We start from the raw sequence: 25124 nt of genomic DNA, 5'->3' as shown, positions 1-25124 counted from the left end.
AAGGTATAACAGCCAATCTGGCTGACTACCTGTACTTCCTGCAGAGCTGCCTGGGAAACCAGTAATCCTGGCTGACTTTTTAGTGCGTTGAGTAATTAAGACCGCAAATATAACTTCAAAAGCAATCTTTTATGAATTAAAGATAGGTTATCTTTTAATCTTGTTTTAATTCTGATCTAATACGAATTATAGAATTCCACCTGGCAGGGTCTGCGCTGATATTCAATTTTAACATTTTGTAAACTTTCCATGATACAGGAACAACCATCATCTATCCTCCTAGCTTTGCAACCGGTTTAAATTCCTGCTGAATATGAAGAAATACACACAGATATTCCATCATCTGCTTATTTTCCTGCTTTGTTCTTTTAGTTTTATTACGCCCTCCCAGGCACAGTCGTCCGGCTCCGGTATCAGCGGATTTGTTTATGACGACGCTAAAGCTCCGGTAGAAGGCGCCAGCATACTTGTGAAGAATACAGGTACCGGCTTTTCCGCTACTGCGGCTACAGATAAAAAAGGGTACTTTACCTTCCGGGACCTGCCCGTAGGTACTTATGATATTACCATCTCTTTTATAGGACTGCAAACTACTGTGCTGAAAAGCAACGTCCTGAACCTGGGCGACAGGCTGGTGCTGCATCATATAAATCTCAGTGCCAATACGCAGACACTCAAAGAAGTAGCGATCAATTCCAATAGCTTTAATAATAGCGTCGACAGGTTGGGTACTGGTACTGCTATTACGGGTAAGGTGATGCAGAAAATTCCGCTCGCCACCCGTAACTATACCGATCTGACCAGCTTATCGCCACTGGCCAACGGAAGTTCTCTGGCTGGCGCAAAGGGCGGTGGTACCGGTTATATGCTGGACGGGGTGAGCAACAGAAGGGCTACCTTCGGTGGCGTAACTGATGCCGCCTTCTCTATTTCATCTGAAACAATCAGGGAGTTTGAAGTATCAACCAACTCCTATGACGTAGCGTCGGGCCGTGGTTCCGGCGGTGTGGTAAAGGCCATCACCAAGTCGGGTACCAATAATTTCTCCGGTTCCGTTTGGGGCTATTATGGCGCCAGTGGCCTGGCTGCAAAGAAAGACATAAGCGGTAACAAACTCACTACAAAGTACGAAATGTTCCAGGGTGGTGCCTTGTTCAGCGGGCCGATTATTAAAGACAAACTGCACTTCCTGGTATCTTACGATCAGTATCAGAATACTATTCCTTTCCGGGCATACGACTTTAATTTTAGCGCTGCTACCCAGGCACAGGCAGAAAAGAACCTGGGTATCACCAAAGATAACCTCGACAAAATCGTATCCATCATGGAGAAGAAGTTCGGGTTTCCGGTAGGACAGGAGTACGGGGCTATCAATATCAAACAGGTAACGAAGAACGCCTTCGCAAAACTCGACTGGAACATCAACAGCCGGAACCGCCTGGAACTGAAGTACAATTACCTGCACTTCACCGATCCGAATAAACTGAAAGGCAGCGGCTTATTGTCGACCCAGTATACCGGTGTGGAAGAAGATCATGCCCTGATGCTCGGCCTGAGAACGCAGTTCTCCGAAAGGTCTTACAACGAACTTAAAGTTAACTACAGCACTTACCGCAAGTTCCTGAGCTTCCTGTACAATCGCGTGCCGGAAGGCTTTGTGAACGTGACGTCTACCTTCAGCGATGGTTCTACCGGTAACACCACAGTGGCATTTGGTAACCAGAACTGGGTACCGGAAACAGATGCCTCGAACGTAGTGCAGCTGATAGATTATTTCCATTATAAGAAAGGTAACCTGAACTTCCTTTTTGGAACGGATAACAACATCAACTTTATCACTGACCGTCTGACTCACGATCAGCAGGGACAATTCTATTATGCGAGCATCGACGATATGAACAACAATAACCCATATCGTTTTAACCGCAAGATACCCCTGAACGGCAATAACCCTCCGGTGAATGTACCCTTGATTGAACTGGGTTTCTTTGCGCAGATGGAAACAAATCTCCGGCCTAACCTGAGTCTGGCTGTAGGTTTGAGATGGGATGGAAACATCATTGCACACAAGCCTACCTTCAATCAGCAGTTGTATAACGACCTGGGTGTAAGAACTGACGTGGTGCCTTTCGATTGGAAAAACTTCCAGCCCCGCGTGAACATTATCTGGGATGTGAATAATGATGGCGGTGATGTGGTGAAATGGGGCGCCGGCTTGTTTGCATCCGAGCTGACAACACAGCCGCTGACTTTTGCACATATTGATAATGGGGTAGATTACAGACAGGTAGATATCCGCAGCAACGTACCTGTACCTGATTGGCAGGCCTATCAGCAAGACTTTAGCAAGGTACCGGGTGTGGATTACTACAACTCATTACCTACTAAACAGCCTGCCACCGTACTGGTGATGGATAAGAACCTGAAGATCCCGATGACCTTCAAAACCAATCTTAGCTACTACCATTACTTCAACAGCTGGTTCCGTATGGGAGCTAACCTGTATTTCAACAATACATGGAATAACTTTTATCTCTACGATCTTAACCTGAAACGCAAACCGGAGTTTGTTACCAATGAGGGCCGTGAAGTATATGTACCAGCCAGTACGCTGTCGAATAATACTTCTACGAGCTACCTTCCGGTGCTGGCTAATTCCAGGGTATCTGCCAATTTCAACCAGGTACGTTATTTCACCAACACCAGCTGGGCGTCTAAATACTTCGGCGCCATGGTGGAGGCTGCCGTACAGCTGAAGAAAGATGGTTCGTTTAGCCTTTCCTATGCAAGAGGTAAAGCTACCGGAACACCTCCGTATGATGCCGGAGACCCGCGCAATGGTAATTTTGCAGTGGGCGGTTCTTATTGGGATTACGCCTCCTACGGTAAAAACTGGTACAGCGATGGCGACCAGCCGCATAAGATCGTTGCCCTGCTGCTGAGCCCCAGTTTCCATGGCTTCTCTGTCAACTCTTCCTTCCAGGCCTACCAGAACTCACGTTATAGTGTATACGTTAATAAGGATGTAATCGGGGAAGGCAACGATGGTACTAACCTCGCCTATATCTTCGATCCGAATGATGCTAAAACACCAGCCAATATCCGTACAGATATGCAGACCCTCCTGCAGAAAACAAGTCCGGAATACCGTAAGTTCCTGGAAAGCAACTACGGAAAGTTCGCTCCTTACAATGGAGGCGTACAACCCTGGCGTACCCAGTGGAACCTCAGCCTGATTCAGGAAGTAAAACTGAAAGGCACCAACAAGCTGACCTTCCGCTGCGATATCTATAACGTGTTGAACCTGCTCAGCTACAAGTGGGGTGGATATTCACAGATCGTCAATACAAATCTTTACAACGTAACTGGCTTCGACCAGGCTACCCAGTCGTATACTTATAAGGTAAATACCAATGCTGGCGCCAAAGTGAAGACAGCAGGAAGCAATTATTACTCCATCCAGTTTGGAATGAAGTATAGCTTTTAGCGTCTTTAGTTGTTAGTTTTTAGCCTTTGGTAAATGCAGCGGAGATCATCATTATTCATCTCCGCTGCATTTACTAAAGGCTACCAGCTAAAGGCTACAGACTTACTTTCTGGCATCGAAATTGCCTAGCAAAGAACACTAAACTTCACTCTCATGAAAAACATCGTAATAGCTGTTGCACTTATGATCTCCGCTGCACCAGCTTTCGCTCAAACTGCCCCTACCGCACCTGCTAAACAAGCCCCTGCTGCCGCTGCAAAGCAAGCCCCTGCCGCTGCTCCTGCAACCAAGCAAGCCCCGGCAGCTCAGGCCAAAAAGCAATTGCCTCCTCCCGAACAGAGAGCAGTAGCTTACTCCAATGAACTGAAGAAAAAACTGTCACTTACCGACGATCAGTACAAGAAAGTGCTGGATGTGAATACGGAATGTATTCGCCGCAAAGATGCGCTGAAAGCGGGTGGACAGAAAGGTGGAGCGGGTTTTAAAGAAATCTCTGCTTACCGTAAACAGCAGTTCCAGACCATCCTCACACCGGATCAGCAGACTAAGCTGCAAGCAATAAATGCGCAGGGTGGAAAGCACAAAGGTGGTGATGATGCAGATGCAGGCAACTAAGCAATTTTCGAGACAAAGGATTTAAAAAAAACCGGGGTAATTCCCCGGTTTTTTTATGCCTGCCGGCCAATAAATTACCTGAAAAAGTGACAGGATGAAATTTTAAGCAGATTTTAAGGTGCCCGGTTTTATCAGGAATCCAACCTGATTCCCATCTCCCGTAATTATTCAATTTCTACTGCTTTCGCACTTTTTACTCTGTTGGCAATGGTGTGGCAAATGTATAAGAACAGCAGCCACACCGGAATCATTTCCACATGCAAACTCATACCCGTGATCCACATCAGTACCAGTATACCTGTAAGGAAAATAAGGCAGATATAATTAGACACAGGATAGATAAAAGATGGAAACCTCGTGCCGACACCGGCTTCTTTTTTATGCTTCTTGAACTTGAGATGTACAATGCTGATCATAAGCCAGTTCACGATGAGGGTGGATACCACCAGCGACATCAACACTTCCAGCGCTTTCTTCGGAATCAGCTTGTTGACAAGGATACAGATAGCCACAAACAAAGCGGAAACGACGATGGCTTTTACCGGAACTTTGTTTTTGTTCAGCTCTGATAAAAAACGGGGAGCATTGCCCTGTACTGCCAGTCCGTATAACATACGGCTATTACTATATACACAGCTGTTGTAAACGGAGAGCGCTGCCGTGAGTACAATCAGGTTCAGCACATTGGCAATCAGACTGGTGAAGTAAACAGTTTTACCGAAGAATACAAACTGGAATCCTTTCAGGCTTTCAAATACCATCACGAAAGGACTACTGTCTGTAGTAATATTTTTCCAGGGCGATAAAGAGAACAGGATGATTAATGCACCTACATAGAAAATAAGAATACGGTAGATCACCTGGTTGGTAGCCTTGGGAATTGTTTTTTCCGGTTGATCTGCTTCCGCAGCAGTAATCCCGATGAGCTCCAACCCGCCGAAAGAGAACATGATCAGCGCAAGGGCCGCAAACAAGCCTTCATATCCGCCATTGGCAGTTTTATGAAACAGTCCTTTGGGAAAGAAGCCGCCATCGTTCCAGAGATTCTGAATAGTAGCCTGCGGACCGCCGGTACCGCTGAATAACAGGTAAGTACCAAAGATGATCATTGATACAATAGCAATCACCTTGATGATGGAAAACCAGAATTCTGCTTCTCCGTAAACCTTTACAGAACTGAGGTTCAGGGCATTGATAGCTATATAAAAGAAAAGACTGGATGCCCATAAAGGTACCTCCGGCCACCAGAACTGCACATACACCCCGATCGCTGTCAACTCCGACATACTCACCAGAATATAAAGCAGCCAGTAGTTCCATCCGGAAGCAAATCCCGGGAAATTCCCCCAATATTTATAGGCAAAATGGCTGAAACTTCCGGAAACAGGCTCTTCTACCACCATTTCTCCTAACTGACGCATGATAAAAAAAGCAATCACGCCGGCAAGGGCATAGCCCAGTATTACAGAGGGTCCTGCCTGCACTACCGCCGGACCTATTCCGAGGAACAGGCCTGTACCAATGGCGCCACCCAGGGCAATTAACTGAATATGTCTGTTTTGTAATCCTCTCTTGAGCTTTTGCTCTGCTGGTTGTTGATTTGTTGATTTCAATGCTGTTAGAATGGATAAGGGTGCAAGATTAGTTTATTTTCAGTAAAACTGTAAACTAGTAATAATTTTTGAATATAAGATGCAGCGGGCGACAGGGTGGCTGAACTTCGCAAGTTTCGGGTTTTCTGAAGCACTGTCTGTTTTCATCTTTGCATCTCAAAAATGTTATAAAAGATGAAACGGTTTAACAACAAAGTGGTGCTGATTACAGGAGGTACCAATGGAATGGGATTCGCAACGGCAACACAGTTTGTCAATGAAGGAGCGAAAGTAATTATTACGGGAAGAAGTCAGGCTACGGTAAATAAAGCTGTGGAAGCCCTCGGAGAGAATGCTGTGGGTATTGTATCCGACGCTGGAAAAATGGCGGACGTGTTTTTATTGCAGGAGCAGGTAAAAAAGCATGCCGATCATGTGGACGTGCTGTTTGCCAATGCCGGTTATGGAAAGTTTGCACCGCTGGAAATGGCGGATGAACAGCACTTCGATGAGTTGTTTAATATGTTGGTAAAGGGTACATTTTTTACTGTGCAGCAAATACTGCCACTGATGCCGGAAGGAGGTTCCGTTGTCCTGAATACTTCTTTTGTGACGGCTTTCGGTATTCAGCAATTCTCCGTGTATACGGCGGCGAAGGCAGCTGTACAATCATTTATCAAAACGTTTTCGATGGAATGTACCGCCAGAGGGATCCGTGTAAACGGTATCAGCCCCGGATATATCAGTACCAATATTTTCAATAATACCGGACTGACACCTGAACAGATCAACGGAACGGTAGCCGGCGTGGTACCCACCCTGCCGTTCAAACGCTTTGGAGAACCAGCTGAAATAGCCGCCACCGTGCTTTTCCTTGCATCTGCGGAAGCTTCTTATATCCATGGCGCCGAGATCCTTGTGGACGGCGGATTGTCGAATGCAAAATAAATGACAGCCAGCGGAGACAGCGTATCTCCGCTGGCTGCTTTCCATGCCGGAAAGAAAAATATTCCTGTTTCCGTAAATGCTGGATTTTCGTTAAATGCTTAACTGTATTGTGTTTTGCTGTGAGGCCGGCATCGGCGCCCGCCCGTGAGTTTTTCCGTTTTCGATTAGTCACCCCCTTTTCTTAGCCATAATTTTGCAGCGTTTTTTAATACACAAATTATGTCTAAGATCAACCGCATCATCCTTCCGGTTTGCCTTACCGCTGCCACTGTTTTCAATGCCGCCGCCCAGGCGCCCGACCGGAAGAAGGCCACAGAAGATAGTTTATGGAATATATCGCTGCAAGACGTGACCGTTACTTCCAACGGTCTCAATAATAAGATCAAAAATCTGGCAAGCACTGTCAATATTATCAATAGTAAACAAATCAAAGAACTGGGTATTCAATCGGTGGGCGATGCTATCCGCCTGATCCCAGGCGCCAATTACCAGGATGAAGACGGCCGCGGCCTGAAGCCTGGTATTGGATTACGTGGACTGGACCCGGGAAGGAATGGATATGTAGTGGTATTGGTAGATGGAAAAATCCCCCTGGGGCAAAGCTACGGTCAGCTGGGTGCTTATTACATGTTGCCCATTGCTTCCCTGGAACGTATTGAGGTGATCAAAGGTGCGTCACCCGTATTATATGGTGCCGGCTCCATAGGAGGCGTTATTAACCTGATCACCAAAAAAGGACAGGGAGCGCCCAATGCATCCGCCAGCCTGGAATACGGTAGCTACAACTATTTCAACGGAAATGCATCTGCCTATGGAGATAATGGTAAGTTCAATTATTATCTGAACTACAACCGCCGCCAGGGCGATGGATTCCGTACCAGCCGCTCCGCATTTAATACCAACGATGTTACTTTCAGAGTAGGAGCGAAGCTCGATTCCACCAATGAGCTTTCTGTTTCCGGAAATGTTTATACAGAAGATGCAGAAACGCCAGGAGGGCTTTCTGAGCAGCAATATAAAGAGAACTACCGCCAGAGCGTAAATCCCTATGATCAGTTTTATGCACAGCGCTATTCTACCGCCATTACCTACAAAAAGACCATTGACGCCACTAACAACATCTCTCTTTCTGTTTTCGCCAATTACTTTAAGCGAAACTGGTGGTACGATACCAAACGCGAGAAAAAATCCATTCTCGGCGATCTGCGGGATATCTTCACCGGTGGCGCAGTGCTGGAGTATAACAGAACCAACAAGCTCCTGGGATTCGATAACTCGCTGATCGTGGGCCTGAAATACCTCGGCGACCAGACCAACAGCATCAAAGTGATGGGAGATAATCCCTTGCAGCATACAGGTAAAACAACGTTCTCTACTACCATTCCCACGAACGTAATGGAAGGCTATATCCAGAATGAAATTCATTTCTCTGATAAGATCAGCTTCACACCCGGGTTGCGATATACCGCTATCAACTATGGACAAAACGACTATATGACTGGTGTGAAAACCAATACAGAAAGTCATATCCTCATATATTCGTTCGGGTTATTGTACAAGCCGGTAGAGCGCTTCAGGATATACAGTACTGTTTCCAAAGGCTACAATCCCCCGGTGTTATATGCAGCCCTGGATCCCGGAACGGTGAAGAATGGAAACAATTTGGGCGCGGAAACCTCCAATAACTATGAAATAGGTATCCGTACTACACCGGTGAACTGGCTGGATATGAGCCTGAGCGGGTACATACTGGATTTCAACCACAAGCTGACCGAAGAGGGAGGTGTTTATACCAATGCAGGCAAAGCCCTGCACAGAGGTGTGGAGTTTGAACTGAGTGTATTGCCTGCCAAAGGGTTGCGCCTGTACACCACAGCAGCCATTCAGAAAGCTACTTTCAACGATGGGCCTAACAAAGGAAACTTACTCCCGTATGCTCCTAAGGAAATGTTCACAGTAGGGGCAAAATATCAGACAGGTGTTGGGAAGGGTGAGCTGATCGCCAATGTATACAATACTTTCACGGGTAAGCAATACAACGATGCGCTGAATACCGAAGCGCCAAGCGCTGATGGTAGTAATGGAGCCGTTCCATCGTACAATCTGCTGAATCTTTCTGTTAACTATAACTGGAATAAATGGGGCGTAAGTCTGACGGTGAACAACCTGTTGAATGAACGCTATTTTACGCACAGGTATGACTTCTGGGGTGGTATATTCCCGGGGGCTCCAACAACGGTAACAGGAGGTATATCTTATCGCATTCATCGCTAGACAATATTCGTTAAATAAAACAGGCGATACCGGTTCAAACCTGTATCGCCTGTTTTATTATTATGCGGGAAGTTTGTTATAATGTGGTTTATTTTTATATTTACTGGCAGCTGTGTTAACTCAGGAGGAACAGCAATCCCTCTACAGCTGTATTCATCTGAAAAACCATAGAAAATGGCAGAAACTTTTAACCCGGGCGATTTAGTGATATTAAAAAGCGGCGGCCCTGTAATGACAGTATTGTCTGTCAATAATACTGATAACGGAACCATCGTGTCTTACTGGTTTAACTCATCCACTTCCAAATTTGAACAGGTAGAACTGCCCCAGGTACTATTGACAAAAAACATCCCCAAAAGGAAAGACGGATCATTTTTGGCGTACAGCGGAGGATACTAGAAAAAAATATCCGGCTCGCGTAAGGGTAGATGATTTCTCCAGTGTTATAATAAAGAGTAATTTTTGTAAGAATATTCTGCATCATTGGAAAGGGCCCGGCACACAGACCAACTAGCTGTATTTGAAAAGCTTTTTCATGTTTATCATGATAAGCTGCATCGCTATGCGTTTACTATACTGAAAGATAGTGAAGCGGCCAGTGATATTGTGCAGCTGGTGTTTAAAAAGCTCTGGGAGAAGCGGAACGATGTGGTGATGGAAGAAGCCATTGCAGGGTATCTCTACAAAACCACCTATAGCCTTTGTCTCAATGATATCCGTAATAACAAAATCCGTCAGCAGCATAGCAGGCTGGCTACGATCCATACAACCAAAACAGACGATAACGCAAGAGATAAAGTAATAGCCGGAGAGCTTACCCGTCGCATTCAGGAGGTGCTCGACGACCTGCCACCGCAATGCCGGGCTGTTTTTATCAAGAGCAGGATGGATGGAAAAAAATACGCCGAGATAGCAAAAGACCTGGATATTTCCGTTAAAACGGTGGAAGCACAGATCAGTAAAGCGCTGAAGATCTTCAAAGCCAGGCTGAGCGACTATCTTGTATTTGTTTTGATAATAATATATATACGATTATAAAATGGTTACTATGTAATATTTTTACCAAGTGAATGAGCACGAGCACATACAAGTAGATCTGCTGCTGATTGGCAGGTACCTGGCGGGAGAAGCCCAGCCGGAAGAGGCTATTGCTGTGGATAAGTGGCGGGAACAAACAGTGGAAAACGAGCGCACCTTTAACGAGTACTCCCGCTTATGGGCCGGGGCTGCGGAAGGCCAGTCTTATTCGCTGCCAGACCGTAACCGTAAATGGGAGCAGCTAAAAACAGGACTGGAAGAAAGTAATCAGCCAGCCAAACGCCGGTTGCCCCAGAGCCTGAAAATAGCTGCGGGCGTATTACTAATGGTGGGCGCCACCCTGCTTGCCTGGTTCATGCTCAGGCAGCCACCTGCAGGTAGCGACCAGCTACTGAGTGCGGTCGGAGGGATGCGTACTGATACGCTGGCAGACAAGTCGGTAATTACGTTAACGGCAAACAGCTGCTTGACTGTTCACAACGGATTTGCCACCAACAGCAGAAATGTATCGCTTAACGGCGAAGGCTATTTTTCCGTGACGCCGCTGCAGGGGACTCCTTTCGTGGTGAATGTTGACAAGCTCAGAATAGAAGTACTTGGCACTTCCTTCAATATATGGCAGGATACGGGAACAGTAACCGTAACGGTCAACAGTGGGGCTGTGAAGCTGACCGCAGCCGGGGCCAGCCTGATTGTAGCGGCAGGCCGGGCTGCTGTTTACGACAAACGCAATGATCAGCTGAGCTTCCTGGCAACCGCAGATCCTAACGTTTACGCCTACGCCACAGGGGCTATGTATTTCTACAATGCCCCGATGAGTGAGGTGAAGAAGGTATTGGAAAAAACATACAATATCAGGATTGTATTTGAAAACAGCCTGCTGGCAAATTGCAGGATTAATACAGAATTTAATCATCAGCCGTTGCAGGAGGTGCTGAATGTCATCGCCGCTTCGCTTGGTATAAAATATAGGTCTTCAGGTAATATTGTGTATTTTTCCGGAGATGAGTGCAGATAATACCAGATTTTTGCAGAAATTATTGCTTTATGTACTGTTCATGTATATGCCGTATTGCTGCTATGCGCAGGTGAAGAACATTAACCAGCCGTTGCATTTGCCGCTGCATGAAATGCGATTGGACTCTTTGTCGGCCTGCGTTTCCCGGGAAGCCGGTATTGTTTTTTCCTTCAATGCAACAAAGATAGACCCCGCGCAGAAGCTTGCCATGCCGCGTATGCCCGTTACCGTTAGAGAACTGCTTGCTTATCTCAATAACAAATATCAGCTGTCGTTTGCAGTAACCGGGAACCATGTGATCCTGCGCAATGAATCGCCCCGGCAATTGATTATTCCCCGCAAACAGCCACCAGCCACCCGTGTAGCCGTGAAAGCCAGCCATACTGCTACCACCAGGCCCCAGCCGCATAATACACCGCGGACCAAAGAGGTGATGCAACCAGCGCCGGCAATTACTGATTCAACACCATCGGTTATACAACGTATAAGGATACACGAAAATTATGTTCTACCGCAGCCGGCTCCTGCACTTTTAACTGTTCCCGCCGTTATTCCTGTTAAACCTATAGCAGCCCTGCCTTCCCCAATGCCGGGATCCGTAGCTAAAAGCAGGTCACCGAAAGGCAATAACAGTTTTTTTATGGCAACAGGCATCGCAGCAGATGACGCTTTTTATTTCAGTCCGGGTATTAACGCCGGTTTTCCATGGCTTTATGCTATTGGCAGGTGGAATACAAACTTCCATGTCAACGGCTGGTCTTACGGATTGGGCACTTCATTCCGGATAGCCGGTTCATGGCGTATGTACGTTGACGTTACTACCGGATCATTGACGAAAGATTATCCCGCGGTGGCTGATTCCCTGACGAATATTAAAGTTGGCGTAAAAGGACAGCTGTCGCGTTTGGAGCTTCAGGTGGAAAAAGTACTGAATAACCGGCTGAGCCTGCGTTTCGGCCCGGTAATAAATCTGCTGCACACTACCTATTATCTGAACGGAATAAAAACAGCACCGGATAATATGATTTTTCCCAGGCAGGGGATAGAAAACAACTACTACCTGATAAAGCCGGTGTATACGATCAGCAATACTTACAGCGATCAATCGGCATCTAATAACAAAATCTGGATCGGTATCCGGGCCGGACTGTATTTTCGTATCCGGTGATCCTCCTTATTCCACCGGATAGCAGACTTTATAAACAATCGCCGGCTCTGCATCTCCTATGGTTTTAACAGGCACGAACATATTCGGATATTTCAGGCTCAGATAAAAAGCATACAGATGCAAAGTGCTGATGATGTTTCCGGTGTTTTGTCCGGGTACCAGGCGGAGGCTGGCCAATATCATATGAGAAACCTTACGCTGCACCAGGTTTTGCTTCAACATATCCACCGGATAGATATTGTATTCATAATGCTCTTTTTTAAATTCGGCGAGTATATCCGGTATACCCGACTGGCCGGGAATTGCATAGGTTTTTAATTTTTCAGCCAGCGTATTTTTCAACTCATTGGGAACCCTGTATATTACACCAACTCTGTCGCTGGTTGTGTTGATGCGAAAAGGTACAACGGCGTATATATACCTGCCGAAGCTGCTACTCAGATCCCTGAAAGCGGCCACATTAGATAATATCCCTGAAATGTCGGCCAGTATGGAGGTTTTCTGGTGATCCTGGCAGCTGTCGGCCAACGCGTTTTCAGTAACAGCAGGAACATTGTAGATACCGAAATTGGGAACACCGGAAAAGATAAAAGCAATAGAAGGTTTCCGGCAGGCAAATGCTGAATCGCCGCTGATGTTTTTTCCACACCATCTTGCCGCTTCTATGTAATTTCTGACATCGGGTGTGTAGCCATACAGCAGGTTGCCCGACAGGTTCTCGATCCTTTCAGAGTTGTGCTCATCTATTTTTACCAGTGTTGTTTTCAGGTTCACAACAGCGGAGAAGGCAAGTACAGTGCAGGCTACAGGCATACCGGCATTGATGCCTGCCGGGCGCCATTTTTCCAGTGCTGCGGCCAGCACAACAAGGATAAATGGTACATAGATCAGGATAATACGTTCCTGATTCCAGCTGGCCTGCAATGCGAGAAATGAAACGATGCAGCCGGAAAATATCATCACACCTGTCAGGAACAACAGCTGATTACGCCCGTAGTGGAACCAGAGCGCCCATCCTAGTAATATACAGCATAGCAGGGTGATCATTGCATTGGTGTGGAAATTAGTGTCGCGCAGAAAACCCAATATGTTCATACCGTGATAAGAGAAATACTCATGACTGTTGTCTATGAGGCGCTGTAGCATACCAGTAAGATTTTCGTATCCTTTCGACTGATCATAGAAATCTTTCTGCATCAGCGACAGCAGCTGTGTTTTAAAATATACCCCTTCGGCAGCGGGCCATATTACCTTCTTACCGGTAAAATATACAATAAATACCACCCCAATAGCACCGATGTTATAGAGAAGCTCCTTCCATTGTTTGTAGGCAAGAAAAAAAAGTACAATACCCGGTATGCAGAATATCCCCGCAGTTCTGGTAAGGAAGCAACTTAGGAGCAGTAGGGCCAGCAACAGGTGTTTCCGGACCGGCGGGTATTTGTTGGGTACAATGAATGCACGGTTGAAGAAAAATAAAGTGGATACCATCAGCAATAGAAAGAATGCTTCGGAATAAAGCTGGTAGCCATAGTATAACAGATGCGAATTAACAGCACACCAGATGATAATAAGCAGTAGTACGCCAGCACTCACTACTTTGTTGTATAGTTTGTAGAAGATGAAAAGAAAAAGCAGCAGGAACAAGGCGGAGGTGAGCTTCAATATAACCAGATTAATACCTGCGAATAAGATAACAGGACTGAGCATAATAGGGTATAAAGGTCCCTGATAGCCCGGTAGCCGGCCTTCTTTGAGGAAGTAAAAAGCTCCCTGAACGTAGGTGCTGTCGTCACCACCTTCCGTCATTTTAACATCAAAGAGCATTACAAGCATCAGGCAACAGATTGCTAAACAGGCTATGATCAGCAGGTGGCGGAGCGTCAGTTTTTTCATGGATTGAATTTTATTTTCACCACAGCAAAAGCCCACATCTTCAGGAGTATCCATCCATGTTTCCAGCGGGAGATATTGGTACTGCCATATCTTCTTGCTTTATAACTAACGGGAAGATCAATGATCTTTAACCCGAGTTTATAAGCGCCGAACAGCAGATCGAAATCTCCGAAGGGATCGAAATTTCCGAAGTAGGACCGGTTCTTTTCCAATGCGAGGTAATGGGTTCTGAGCAATACTTTGGTGCCACACAGGGTATCTTTGATAGGCTGGTGTAGCAACCAGGAAAACAAACGGGAAAAAACCTTATTACCAATGAAATTGAAACCTCTCATGGCGTTTTCTTCCATTTTATAAACGAGGCGGCAGCCATTGATGAAATCCCCTCTTCGTTTTGCTAATGCATCATAGAATTTTGGAAGATCTTCAGGTTCAACGGAAATGTCGGCATCCAGGATCATGAGGATATCTCCGCTGGCCTGGCTGAAAGCTTCCCGTACTGCATTCCCTTTCCCTTTGCCGGTTTGCCGTAAGGTGATGATATTGCGTTGCTGGTATTTTTGCTGCACATGCAGCATCTGTTCCCAGGTATTGTCGGACGAATTGCCTTCAATAAAAATGATCTCCTGCCTCGTACCAAACAAAGGAATCCGATTGAGAATATTTTCAATATTACCGGCCTCGTTCCGCGCAGGGATGACGATGCTGGTAGAGTATTGAGCTGACTTTTCCGGCAGCTCATTGGAAAGAAAACGTGCGAAATAAAAATGATTGAGGCAGAGATGATTCAACAGCGGCATATTAGCCAGCACCCTGTTGGAAAAAGCACTGAGCAATGGAATGTTAAAAGGAAGCAATATTTTACGGGTGTGCCGGAAAACTTCCATTCCTTCGAGGCTGAATATGTTCTTTACATCGCTGTGTGAGAGCCAGTTAGATACTGCTTCTTCTTTTTCTCTGAACAGCCATCTGCGTAGCCTGATCGCCACATTCCATACCATGTTGTATTCTGTGACGATGATAAGGGTGTGGGGATGTATCAGGGGTTTGAGTTGCTCGAGGAGTAGCTGAATATCTTCACTTTTACCGAGCATATTTTCCAGCACAATCTGGTCGAAAGTACGCCGTATAGTTTTCAGGTTATGCCAGGTAGTGCCTTCTTTTGTTTTCCCATTGGCACTGCTTGCTGTTATCCCGTTTTTGCCAGACCGGATGTATAGCCTGGATCCATCTGGCTGCTGAAAGAAATCCAGGTATTCTCTGACTTTTTTTGAGTTGTATCCCTGTTTGACTGACATTGATAATTGAACTGACTGTTTGATGAAAAACATACTACCTGATCTGCTTCCTGTTGCTTATTTTAAGAATGAGGAACCCCAATAGCAATAAAGGAGATAATAGCAGGCATATGATGGTCACTACTGCCTTCCATATATTAATGGCATAGCAGAACATACTTTCCAATCGCATGATCATGTTGATTTAAATAGAATGATATATTCCTAATAACACCAGCCACGACATATACCCTTACGAAGCACATTAAAATTTTGTATAGCCAGGTAGTTCCTGCTTTAGTTGTAACTTCCGGCGTATTTCCATAACTTAACGTCTCTAAAAATTGTTATCATGCGTTATCTATACGGACTATGCCTGCTATTGTTTACCTGTTTATCTTCCCGCGCCCAGAAGCCGACTAACGAGCTGCATTTTACCAGTAGCCAGCAGCAACTCATCACTGTGTATAAAGGCACCATTTTCGTGAATGGGAATAAAGCGTTTCAATTTCCTAAAGACATTATCAATTACAAAAGCAGAAGAAACCGCCTCATAGAAAACGGCAAGTCAGTTTTTCTTTTCCTGGAAGTAGATGGCAGTCCGGATAAAAACCGGTTGTATGTATTCAACATCGATCACTCCCTGGCCGATTCAGTGGCCAATGCTATCAGTTCGGACGTAAAGGATATGGACCACGACGGCAATTTGGAATTCGGCGGAAGCGAAGCTCCGAAACCCTATCCGGCTGCGGATTCTATGTACTACCTGCCATCACGCTTTTACGAGATAAGGAAGGGGAAGATTGTATATGATGCGGAGTTGACAGAATCAACGGACAAAAAGGTAAATGGTATTTACCTGGCAGATCCGTTGGATAGTAATGGGAAATGTTGCCGGGTGATACCGAAGTCTAAGAAACGCGGGTAATTGATTTTAAATTAATCCTGATCGGAAATAACCACGTTTGGAGGATGAATAGCGCTACCATTACGCCGGTATATGATCCAGTCGAAAATCATGGGGAGAATACTGTCCATAAATAAATCAGATTGCTGTATGGCGGTGCGGTCGTTTACATCCTGGTTAACTGATATGACTGTGTGAAGGCCGGGCAGCAGGATCAGGAACTGACCGCCCCAGCCCATGCCATAAACCATCTTTTCACCGCGATAGGTTTTATGGTAGTAGCAAAGACCATAAGCGGTATTGCGAAGGTGCCAGGGAGCAGGATACGTTTTAGGAGGATTCAATAACATCTGCGTCCATTTGGCAGATACGATCTGTTGCTCCTTATAGCGGCCTTCATTCAGCAGCAGGCGGCCAATTTTATTTATGTCGGAGGTACGCAGGTGTATGCTCATTAGCCCGCTTCCATCGTAATAGCCATCTTTCATTTTGGGCCAGGATGATTGCCGGATATCCAGGGGATCAAGCAGGTAGCGACGCGCAAAGTCGTAGGTCGACAGACCCGTTGCTTTCGACAGTATCACCGATAGCAGGTGAGAGGCAGCATTGTTATAGTGCAGCTCACTGCCGGGCGCGGAGAGCAAAGGCTGCTTCAACACATATCCTGAGGGATCCTCTAACCTGAGGTAGGCGTCGAGCTGTGCGAGATTTTCATGCCACAGTCCTGACGCCTGGTTCATCACATCGGCAATGGTAATAGTTGTTTTCCGCTTATCAGGATCATTTTTTAATAAAGGAAAATAGTTGGCGATCCCTGTATAGAGAGACGGAATAAAACCTTTATCGATAGCAATGCCGATCAGCACCGCTTCAATGCTTTTAGTCAGCGACTGGTTATTGAATAACTCCGTAGAGCCCTTCCCGTTAAAGTAGCGGGAATACACCGTACTATCGTCCATTGTCACTACAAGGGAGAAAATACCCGGGTTGTTACGCAGCGTGGTGGCGGTATCAAATGGCGCCTGAGCATATGAGCTGAAGCAGGAGAAAACGAAAGCAAGAAATAAAACATACCTGTTCATATGGCACTCAAATTTGGAGAAGTGGTTCAGTGTCGTATACCGTATCCATGATATCATCAGCAGGATGTTGTTCGGGTATATGCTAAGAGTATTCAATTACAAAGTGAGGCATATTCGTTTGGGTTTTATCATATCATATTAAATTAAAGGTAATCCAAAATATTATCTGCGCCGCTTATATAAATAATTTGGAACTCCCTGCGGCTACCACGAAATTCATGCAAACATCCTCCGTTCTATGAAACTGTTTCCACTGCTGTCACTGACTATTATCATTGCTTTTTCCGACCGCTGTTTTTCGCAGGTCATCTCTGGTACGTTCGCCATCCGGAATGCGGAAACTGGCGTGGTACTTCGTATTAAAGATGCCGATACCCGGAATGGAACGCCTGTGGTGGCCTATTCACCAGTTAACTGGAAATGTGTTACCTGGGATTTCAGGAAGATAGAAGGAAATATATACCAGCTGGCTAATCTCTATTCAGGTAAGTCGCTGCAGCCTAAACAGTCTGTTCCGGCTGAGGGTACCGCCCTGGAAGAACAACCACTGGTCAGCGGTAAGGGCGATCAGCAGTTCGAATTTATCCCCGCCGGAAATGATAGTTACCTGATCAGGGCGAAAGGAACAGCGCTGTACCTCGCGCCTTCAGATAATAAAGGAACAGTGAATGCTCCTATCGTTCTTACAGGCAAAAGTGATTCAAAGTTGCTGCGATGGACATTGAAGGAACAGCATCCCGAAATGTAAGCTGAAAGCAGATCCCCTGCATAAATCAGCCAAATAATGCTAAATTACAAGGCATATGACTGACTCCTTATGAAGTGGATTACCCGCGAACGACCAAAGATAGACCGGCTCGCCTGCCCCTGGCTTATCAGAAGATTTGTAGACCCGGAGGCGATTTTTATCTATGTTCCCTTTGAACAGGTGCTAGCACGGGCTGAAGCGGAAGTGGCGATTCCTTTTGATATTGCGGGCGTTGAATATACACACTATGAAGATCAGTGTACATTCGACTTTATTATAAAGAAACACAACATAACAGACCCGGCTGTTCATATCATGGCCCCTATTGTAAGAGGTGCGGACACAGACCGTCACGACCTTGCCGGCCAGGCATCGGGATTATGGGCCATCTCCGCGGGTATGGCCTATAATGAATCCAATGATCAGGCTTTATTGGAAAAAGGGATGATGCTATACGATGCTCTTTACAGCTGGGCGAAATACCTGCAAAACGTAAAGCACACGCAGCAGCCATTTGAAAATCAGCTGCTGGACATCTTCAAAAAATTTCTTCAACAGGAAAAAGATAACCGGAGGATCCCCGGCTGGGCCAAAGAGTTGAAAGAGATCATCCAGGATCAAATCGATACCAACCTGAATCTAAACCTGAAAGGTTTATCGGAAACCCTTCAGGTGCATCCGGCCTATTTATCCCGCGAATTTTCCAAGTACTTTGATGACCTGTCGTTCGGGGATTATATACGTAAGCTCAGGATAGATAAAGCCGTTCAGCTTTTAAGTACTACGAATCATTCTATGACTGAAATCGCTTATCTGACCGGGTTTTCCGACCAGAGCCATTTTACCCGTATCTTTAAAAAGTACATGGGCAAAAGTCCATCTGCCTACAAAAAAGAATTAGTGAAAAGTAAAAAACAGGCCAAACCTTAGTATTTGTTCTATTTTTTGATGAATGAGAGTGAGAACTTGCAGTTTAAAACACCGATGTTCATTTTGTTAAATCTGTAATACATCTGTCATGACGCGCTCGAATCCATGTTTTCTTTCTTCATTGTTACTGATAACTTTACTGGCGGTGGCCTGTAATCATCTGGAGAACGGAATTGAAGTAGTGGCAGTGCATAACCACATGGTACATGAACAACCCCGCATTTTTTTCCTGCATTACTGGGGAACCGGTACTGCTGAAAAATTGGCTAAAGGGTTGAAAGCTGCGTTGAACCAGACAGGGGGCGTCACCAATAGCCGAACTAACGTATCCGGCTATACGGGATTTACATTATTTCCTCGTTATTTATTACCCTGGTTGCCGGATTCATCCTATAAAAGTTATGACAGACCACCGGATATGATTACTTTAGCAACGCTGCACCGGATGATACCAAAAGCCCGGATGCGAATGAGCCTTTCTGTAAATAACTAATAAATGAATGCCTGGTATAGCAAAATACTAACTTTTGGTCTGGCATCGCTGCCCGCTCTCGTATCGCACGCCCAGCAAAAGGTGATCCGTATTAAAGAGGTGATAAGTCTTGTGCAATCTTCCCAGCCTCAGATGAAAGCCTATGAGGAGCAGGCTAAGAGCAGCAAATACGGCATCAACCTCGCAAAAAACACGCTGTTGCCTGAGATAAATGCAGGCTACCAGGCCGGATACGCCACCTACAACAATGTAACAGGTATGAGCTATCCCGGTTTTATGTTGCCTATCAGCGGCCCGCCTCAGGCAGGTAATATCTACGATCCTGTACCCGGTACTGCTGTGGGCGCGCTATTGAAATGGACGCCACTTACCTTCGGTCAGCGAAGCGCTGCCGTGGAGAAGGCCGCCGCCCAGTACAAGCTGGCCAATAACACCTATAATGATGCGTTGTTCCGGCAACAATATGCTGCTATCGCTGCTTACCTGGATGCAGCGTACCTGCAGAAGCTCGTCCGCACTTTCCAGGCTAACATCGACCGCACCAACGCAGGCTTGCAACAATCGCTGGTGTATACAAGAGAAGGACTTCGCCCCGGTATTGATACCACCCAGTTTCAGGCCGCACTGGCACAGGCAACAACAGATCTGTTGCTTGTTCAGCGCCAGTATTATGCGCAGGTGGCGGAGCTAACGAGGCTAACCGGTTTGCCGGATCTGCCTGACAATATACTGTTAGCGGATACTACTTTGTTCAGTGTACTGCCTCAGCAAGCCGACACCACTGCCGGCCCCTCAGGCAATCCCGCTTATCAATACTACCAGACGAAGAAAGAACTCACCGCCACTTCCCTGAAAGAAATACAACGCATCTGGCGCCCTCGCCTGGATCTGTGGGCCAACGCTTATGCACGCGGTTCGGGCGTAAAGGCCGATGGTGTTATCGATAAAGCAGATGGCTGGTCTCTTTCTCACAAAAACTATGGAGCCGGGGTACAGGTGAGCTTCCCCATTCTTCAATTTTCCGAAGTGCACCTGAAAAAGAAACAATACAGCGCATTGCTGAGAGCCGATGAAGCACAACTCGATCAGGTGGCGCTTAACCTGCAGAAGCAAAAAGAAACTGCCCGGTATAATTACGATCAGAATATACTGATTGCCCGGCAAACGCAGGTACAATCGCAGGCAGCGCGGTTTGCCTTCGAAGGATTGAAAGTCAGCTATGCAAGCGGATTGGTCGACTTTACCCGTTTGATTCAGGGACAGTACGACCTGCTGAAAGCGGAAACCGGGGAAGCGGCTGCATTTCTGCAAGCCTGGCGGTCGCTGTTGGATATTGCAGTGGCTAACGGGCAATTAACCACGTTTACAGACAACCTGAAATAATGATAAACGAACTATGAAGCTAATCCGTTCGGCTTTACGACATCCTGTTACCATTCTGGTGGCTGCTTTGGCCATTGTATTCTTCTCTTACCTGTCCGTCAGGCAGGCCAAGGTGGATATTTTCCCACGCCTCGGATTGCCCGTGGTGTATGTGGCACAGCCGTATGGGGGCTTGTCGCCCGAGCAGATGGAAGGCTTTGTTACATCTTACTATGAATATCATTTCCTCTATATCACCGGCGTGAAATATGTCGACTCCAGGAGTATACAGGGTGCCGCTATTATCAAAATAGAATTTAATGAAGGTACCGACATGAGCCAGGCCATGGCGGAAGTAGTGGGCTATGTAAACCGTGCAAGGGCTTTCATGCCCCCGGGTACGGTACCTCCGTTCATTACCCGTTTTGATGCCGGTAGCGTTCCGGTGGGCCAGCTGGTGTTCAGTTCCGACAGCCGGTCGTTGAGCGAAATATCCGATCTGGCTTTATTCCGTGTACGCCCGATGTTTTCCACACTCCCCGGCGTATCGGCCCCACCGCCGTTTGGGGGAAACCAGAAAACAGTGTTGATTACCTTGGATCCCGATAAACTGCGGAGCTACAACCTGAGCCCCGATCAGGTGGTGCAGGCCGTAGCAAAATCAAATGCAGTGGCGCCTGCAGGGAATGTGCGTATTGGCGATACTACTTATATCACGCCTCAGAACAGCGTGATCGAATCTTTACAGGATCTTCAGAATACGCCACTACAGCTGGGCGTGGGTCCGGCTGTTTATGTAAAAGACATCGCTAATGTGAGTCTGGGTGCGGACGTCACTACCAGCTATGCGCTCATTAATGGAAAACGCTCGGTATATATCCCTGTCACCAAAAGAGCTGACGCTTCTACCTGGGATGTAGTGCAACGTGTTAAAGCCGCATTGCCCGATATGCAGGCCGCCATACCGGCTGATATCAAAGTATCTTACGCCTTTGATCAGTCGGGCTATGTGATCAATTCATTGAAAAGCCTGTTGTTTGAAGGCGGGCTGGGTGCTATCCTGACTGGCCTGATGGTATTCATTTTCCTTGGCGATAAACGGAGCGCGCTCATCGTAATCATGACCATCCCCCTGGCCCTGCTTACTTCCGCGATCCTGTTGTATCTCACCGGACAAACCATCAACATCATGACATTAGGCGGACTGGCCCTGTCCGTGGGTATATTAGTGGATGAAGCAACGGTGACGATGGAAAATATTCACCGGCATATGGAAACCGGGAAAACCAAAGCCCGGGCCATTGCGGATGCGAGTATGGAAATAGCAGGGCCTAAGCTGTTAATTCTGTTGAGTATCCTGGCGGTATTTGTGCCAGCACTCTTCATGAACGGTGTACCCAGAGCGATGTTCCTGCCATTGTCGCTGGCTGTGGGGTTTGCGATGATTGCTTCCTTCATTTTGTCGCAGACGTTTGTGCCGGTAGTATCTAACTGGTTATTCCGGGAATCGCTGCAGGAAGGGGAGAAGAAAGAACGTAAATTTTTTAGCGAGATAAAAAAACGCTATGCCGCCGCCGGCCAACGGGGAAAAAACAGTTTTCAGTGGATAGCTGTGTTATTCCTGCTCGCATCTGTCGTGTTAATGGTGCTGCTGTTTATATTCACTGGTACCGAGCTTTTCCCGCAAACCGACAGCGGACAAACGCAGGTACGTCTCCGGCTGCCGGTAGGTACACGCTTTGAGCGGACAGAAGATGCCACCAGGGCGTTATTATCTCTCGCAGACAGCATTGCAGGTAAACAACAGATAGAAATAACTTCTGCATTTATAGGTACACAGCCGTCGAGTTATCCGGTAAATTATATTCATCTGTGGACAAGCGGCCCACATGAATCCGTTACGAAAATAAAACTCAAACGGGGTGTGATGCCGATTGACATCTTCCGGGAAAAACTACGGGCAGCAGCTGCCAAAACTATTCCGAATGCGAAATTATCGTTTGAGCCGGGCGATATAGTAGAGCAGGTGCTGAACCTGGGTAGCAGCAACCCGGTGGAGATAGCGGTTGTAAATAAGAACCTCGCTGAAGGCCGGAAAACAGCAGAACAATTAGTGAAGAAATTATCAGCTATTTCATCGCTGCGGGATTTGCAGATAGCCACACCGTTAGACTATCCGGCCATCCGGTTGGAGCTGGACCGCGTGAAAGCAGGACAGCTGGGGCTTACCACCGAACAGATTACCCGGTCTACCGTTGCCGCCACTTCTTCCAGCAGGTTTACCACACCTAACTACTGGCTCGATAAGGCTACTGGTACGGCTTACCAGGTGCAGGTGCAATATCCTGAGTTTAAAATGAATGGTACCAGTCAGCTTGAAGCTATACCGGTTTCCGGCGGTGTGGGCAACTCCCACTATCTGAATGAAGTAGCTTCCTGGAAAAGAATGGTGATACCGGGAGAGTTCGACCGGCTGAATCAGCAGCGATATATCACCATCACAGCCAATGTGTATAAACAGGATCTTGGAACGGTGTTTAAAAAAGTAAATAGCGCCATCACCAGTATGGGACAATTACCCAATGGGGCGAAGATTATATTGCGAGGACAACCGGTGTTGTTACGGGAAACGCTTACCAGCCTGCAATTTGGACTGCTGATCGCAGTGATGGTGATCTTTTTGGTAATGGCAGTGTATTTCCAATCGTTCCGGGTGGCACTTACGGCATTGTCTGTCATCCCTGCGGTGGTTGCCGGCTCCCTGTTGTTGCTGTTCCTCACCGGGAACTCACTGAACATACAATCTTATATGGGAGCGATCATGGCGGTAGGAGTGGCCATCGCCAATGCCGTACTTTTCATTACCAATGCCGAACAATACAGGAAAAACAAAATCGAATCGCCGCAGTTACAGGCTGCAGAAAACCGCCTCCGGCCAATTCTGATGACCAGTGCCGCCATGATTGCGGGTATGATCCCTATGGCATCCGGGCTGTCGGAAGGAGGGGATCAAACTGCGCCATTGGGTATTGCCGTTGTAGGTGGGTTAATATTTTCGGCGGTGAGCGTATTGTTTTTCCTGCCCCATATGTACCAGTGGATAGTAGGAAGAAGACCCTATAAATATGTTTCTCTTGATCCAGACGATGAAAAAAGTACTTATTATGATAAGTAACAGGAAGATATTATATAATAACATGCGGATAATGGCAGCTGTTTCTTCATTGCTGCTGGTGGCTGCCTGCCATCATCAGCAACAGCCGGCCGCTGCTGATAATACACCGGCGGCCGACACGGTGCCGGTACTTATCCTGAAACAGGATACCCTGAAGAAAACGGCCGAATTCCCGGCGGAATTGGCGCCCTATGAAAATGCAGTACTCTTTGCCAAAGTGCAGGGCTTTGTAAAGGAAATGCGCGTGGATATGGGCGATCGTGTAAGAAAAGGGCAGGTACTTGCCGTGATAGAAGCACCGGAAGTAAACAGCCGGTTTGCAGAATCGGAAGCGGCCATGCAGTCGGCCCGTGCCAGATGGACTTCCAGCAGAGATCAGTACGAGCGGCTGTACCGCGCGTCGCAGGCAAATACTCCCGGGATTGTAGCACCGGTAGACCTGGAGCGAAGCCGCAACCAGATGCAGGCCGACAGTGCTGCTTTCGTCGCTGCCAGTCGCCAGGCACAATCGTACAAAGCCGTATCCGGTTATCTGCAGATCATCGCTCCGTTTGACGGCGTTATTACCGCCCGTAAGGCCGATCCCGGGGCGCTGGTAGGAACCGATGCCATGTTGCTGACCGTGCAAAATAACAACGTACTGCGTTTACGTGTAGCCGTTCCCGAAATATACGTGGCTGCCGCCGGAGCACTTAAAAATATCGACTTCCGGGTAGATGCCTATCCAACAGAGCGTTTCAAGGCCGCGCTTACCCGGAAATCGGAAACAATAGATCCTGCCACCCGCACGGAGTTGTGGGAATTTAAGGTCGACAACAGCGACCACATGCTGAAAGCAGGCGTGTTTTGTTATGTGAAAATTCCGTTGGAAAGAAATGCGCCTTCTTTTGTGGTGCCATTTTCGGTAGTGGCCACTACACAGGAAAAGAAATTTGTTATCAGAGTGAAAGATGGAAAAGCGGAATGGGTAGATGTTCGGCAGGGAATGACAATTGATGCTGGTGTGGAAATTTTTGGCAATATAACGGTGGGGGATACACTGGTAAAAAAAGCAACAGATGAAAGGAAGCCCGGGAGTACCGGTTTGTGGGTAGTGAAAAAATAAACACCCGGA

At 46.8% G+C, this 25124-nt stretch carries 20 protein-coding genes; 15 read left to right on the top strand and 5 right to left on the bottom strand.

All coding sequences use genetic code 11. The features are described from left to right. Positions 1 to 313: 313 nt before the first annotated feature. Both UNH61_RS22040 and UNH61_RS22035 read left to right on the top strand, forming a co-directional pair. A complete protein-coding gene (locus UNH61_RS22040; RefSeq protein ID WP_326994169.1) occupies positions 314 to 3487 on the top strand; it encodes a carboxypeptidase regulatory-like domain-containing protein in 3174 nt (1057 codons plus the stop codon). 153 nt (positions 3488 to 3640) lie between these two features. Further along, entirely contained in the window at positions 3641 to 4102 is a 462-nt protein-coding gene (locus tag UNH61_RS22035) for a hypothetical protein (RefSeq protein WP_326994168.1), read from the top strand. A gap of 164 nt (positions 4103 to 4266) precedes the next feature. Here the strand turns inward: UNH61_RS22035 and UNH61_RS22030 are convergent, their stop codons facing one another. Then, entirely contained in the window at positions 4267 to 5715 is a 1449-nt protein-coding gene (locus tag UNH61_RS22030) for an amino acid permease (protein WP_326994167.1), read from the bottom strand. Between the two features lie 174 nt (positions 5716 to 5889). Between UNH61_RS22030 and UNH61_RS22025 the strand changes: the two genes are divergently transcribed. The 6 genes from UNH61_RS22025 to UNH61_RS22000 all read left to right on the top strand — a co-directional run bounded on the left by UNH61_RS22025 (position 5890) and on the right by UNH61_RS22000 (position 12140). Further along, on the top strand, positions 5890 to 6642 hold the full coding sequence (locus UNH61_RS22025; RefSeq protein WP_326994166.1) for an SDR family oxidoreductase: 753 nt from the start codon (positions 5890 to 5892) through the stop codon (positions 6640 to 6642). A gap of 219 nt (positions 6643 to 6861) precedes the next feature. After that, entirely contained in the window at positions 6862 to 8916 is a 2055-nt protein-coding gene (locus UNH61_RS22020; protein WP_326994165.1) for a TonB-dependent receptor, read from the top strand. Between the two features lie 174 nt (positions 8917 to 9090). After that, positions 9091 to 9315, top strand: coding sequence for a DUF2158 domain-containing protein (locus UNH61_RS22015; protein ID WP_326994164.1), 225 nt, complete (start codon positions 9091 to 9093; stop codon positions 9313 to 9315). A gap of 84 nt (positions 9316 to 9399) precedes the next feature. Continuing rightward, on the top strand, positions 9400 to 9954 hold the full coding sequence (locus UNH61_RS22010; protein ID WP_326994163.1) for an RNA polymerase sigma-70 factor: 555 nt from the start codon (positions 9400 to 9402) through the stop codon (positions 9952 to 9954). A 28-nt stretch (positions 9955 to 9982) separates the two neighbouring features. Next, positions 9983 to 10972, top strand: coding sequence for a FecR domain-containing protein (locus tag UNH61_RS22005; protein WP_326994162.1), 990 nt, complete (start codon positions 9983 to 9985; stop codon positions 10970 to 10972). Positions 10973 to 10982: 10 nt separating this feature from the next. Continuing rightward, positions 10983 to 12140, top strand: coding sequence for a hypothetical protein (locus UNH61_RS22000; RefSeq protein WP_326994161.1), 1158 nt, complete (start codon positions 10983 to 10985; stop codon positions 12138 to 12140). A gap of 6 nt (positions 12141 to 12146) precedes the next feature. On the opposite strand, the gene UNH61_RS21995 is transcribed toward UNH61_RS22000, so the two are convergent. The 3 genes from UNH61_RS21995 to UNH61_RS21985 are packed head-to-tail and all read right to left on the bottom strand — an operon-like array spanning position 12147 to position 15506. After that, complete coding sequence (locus UNH61_RS21995; protein ID WP_326994160.1) at positions 12147 to 14036, bottom strand: hypothetical protein; 1890 nt, start codon at positions 14034 to 14036, stop codon at positions 12147 to 12149. Then, a complete protein-coding gene (locus UNH61_RS21990) occupies positions 14033 to 15334 on the bottom strand; it encodes a glycosyltransferase family 2 protein (protein WP_326994159.1) in 1302 nt (433 codons plus the stop codon). Before UNH61_RS21990 ends, UNH61_RS21995 begins: the two co-directional genes overlap by 4 nt. 34 nt (positions 15335 to 15368) lie before the next feature. Beyond that, positions 15369 to 15506 (bottom strand): hypothetical protein, encoded by a 138-nt coding sequence (locus UNH61_RS21985; RefSeq protein ID WP_326994158.1) that lies wholly within the window; start codon positions 15504 to 15506, stop codon positions 15369 to 15371. A gap of 159 nt (positions 15507 to 15665) precedes the next feature. Between UNH61_RS21985 and UNH61_RS21980 the strand changes: the two genes are divergently transcribed. Then, entirely contained in the window at positions 15666 to 16241 is a 576-nt protein-coding gene (locus tag UNH61_RS21980) for a hypothetical protein (RefSeq protein ID WP_326994157.1), read from the top strand. 11 nt (positions 16242 to 16252) lie between these two features. On the opposite strand, the gene UNH61_RS21975 is transcribed toward UNH61_RS21980, so the two are convergent. Further along, positions 16253 to 17302 (bottom strand): serine hydrolase, encoded by a 1050-nt coding sequence (locus UNH61_RS21975; protein WP_326994156.1) that lies wholly within the window; start codon positions 17300 to 17302, stop codon positions 16253 to 16255. A 238-nt stretch (positions 17303 to 17540) separates the two neighbouring features. Between UNH61_RS21975 and UNH61_RS21970 the strand changes: the two genes are divergently transcribed. The 6 genes from UNH61_RS21970 to UNH61_RS21945 all read left to right on the top strand — a co-directional run bounded on the left by UNH61_RS21970 (position 17541) and on the right by UNH61_RS21945 (position 25115). After that, complete coding sequence (locus UNH61_RS21970; RefSeq protein ID WP_326994155.1) at positions 17541 to 18050, top strand: RICIN domain-containing protein; 510 nt, start codon at positions 17541 to 17543, stop codon at positions 18048 to 18050. 69 nt (positions 18051 to 18119) lie between these two features. Beyond that, entirely contained in the window at positions 18120 to 18980 is an 861-nt protein-coding gene (locus tag UNH61_RS21965) for a chromate resistance protein ChrB domain-containing protein (RefSeq protein WP_326994154.1), read from the top strand. A gap of 88 nt (positions 18981 to 19068) precedes the next feature. Then, complete coding sequence (locus tag UNH61_RS21960; RefSeq protein WP_326994153.1) at positions 19069 to 19473, top strand: DUF1259 domain-containing protein; 405 nt, start codon at positions 19069 to 19071, stop codon at positions 19471 to 19473. Between the two features lie 3 nt (positions 19474 to 19476). Continuing rightward, complete coding sequence (locus UNH61_RS21955) at positions 19477 to 20856, top strand: TolC family protein (protein WP_326994152.1); 1380 nt, start codon at positions 19477 to 19479, stop codon at positions 20854 to 20856. 13 nt (positions 20857 to 20869) lie between these two features. Next, positions 20870 to 24010 carry an efflux RND transporter permease subunit gene (locus UNH61_RS21950; protein WP_326994151.1) on the top strand — a complete coding sequence of 1047 codons (3141 nt, stop codon included), beginning with the start codon at positions 20870 to 20872 and terminating at the stop codon, positions 24008 to 24010. Continuing rightward, positions 24000 to 25115 carry an efflux RND transporter periplasmic adaptor subunit gene (locus UNH61_RS21945; RefSeq protein WP_326994150.1) on the top strand — a complete coding sequence of 372 codons (1116 nt, stop codon included), beginning with the start codon at positions 24000 to 24002 and terminating at the stop codon, positions 25113 to 25115. The genes UNH61_RS21950 and UNH61_RS21945 overlap by 11 nt, the downstream gene beginning before the upstream one ends. Positions 25116 to 25124: the final 9 nt, after the last annotated feature.

Origin of the sequence: Chitinophaga sp. 180180018-3 (assembly GCF_037893185.1) — a bacterium.
Taxonomy (GTDB): domain Bacteria; phylum Bacteroidota; class Bacteroidia; order Chitinophagales; family Chitinophagaceae; genus Chitinophaga.
Note: the sequence above shows the minus strand (reverse complement) of the source record. Positions and strands in the feature narration are given on the sequence as shown.

Coding starts and splice junctions, on each gene's coding strand:
- UNH61_RS21970 (WP_326994155.1), top strand. CDS start 17,541: ATGAAACTGTTTCCACTGCTGTCACTGACTATTATCATTGCTTTTTCC.
- UNH61_RS22025 (WP_326994166.1), top strand. CDS start 5,890: ATGAAACGGTTTAACAACAAAGTGGTGCTGATTACAGGAGGTACCAAT.
- UNH61_RS21980 (WP_326994157.1), top strand. CDS start 15,666: ATGCGTTATCTATACGGACTATGCCTGCTATTGTTTACCTGTTTATCT.
- UNH61_RS22040 (WP_326994169.1), top strand. CDS start 314: ATGAAGAAATACACACAGATATTCCATCATCTGCTTATTTTCCTGCTT.
- UNH61_RS21965 (WP_326994154.1), top strand. CDS start 18,120: ATGAAGTGGATTACCCGCGAACGACCAAAGATAGACCGGCTCGCCTGC.
- UNH61_RS22035 (WP_326994168.1), top strand. CDS start 3,641: ATGAAAAACATCGTAATAGCTGTTGCACTTATGATCTCCGCTGCACCA.
- UNH61_RS21975 (WP_326994156.1), bottom strand. CDS start 17,302: ATGAACAGGTATGTTTTATTTCTTGCTTTCGTTTTCTCCTGCTTCAGC.
- UNH61_RS21950 (WP_326994151.1), top strand. CDS start 20,870: ATGAAGCTAATCCGTTCGGCTTTACGACATCCTGTTACCATTCTGGTG.
- UNH61_RS21960 (WP_326994153.1), top strand. CDS start 19,069: ATGACGCGCTCGAATCCATGTTTTCTTTCTTCATTGTTACTGATAACT.
- UNH61_RS22020 (WP_326994165.1), top strand. CDS start 6,862: ATGTCTAAGATCAACCGCATCATCCTTCCGGTTTGCCTTACCGCTGCC.
- UNH61_RS21955 (WP_326994152.1), top strand. CDS start 19,477: ATGAATGCCTGGTATAGCAAAATACTAACTTTTGGTCTGGCATCGCTG.
- UNH61_RS21945 (WP_326994150.1), top strand. CDS start 24,000: ATGATAAGTAACAGGAAGATATTATATAATAACATGCGGATAATGGCA.
- UNH61_RS21985 (WP_326994158.1), bottom strand. CDS start 15,506: ATGCGATTGGAAAGTATGTTCTGCTATGCCATTAATATATGGAAGGCA.
- UNH61_RS21995 (WP_326994160.1), bottom strand. CDS start 14,036: ATGAAAAAACTGACGCTCCGCCACCTGCTGATCATAGCCTGTTTAGCA.
- UNH61_RS22015 (WP_326994164.1), top strand. CDS start 9,091: ATGGCAGAAACTTTTAACCCGGGCGATTTAGTGATATTAAAAAGCGGC.
- UNH61_RS21990 (WP_326994159.1), bottom strand. CDS start 15,334: ATGTCAGTCAAACAGGGATACAACTCAAAAAAAGTCAGAGAATACCTG.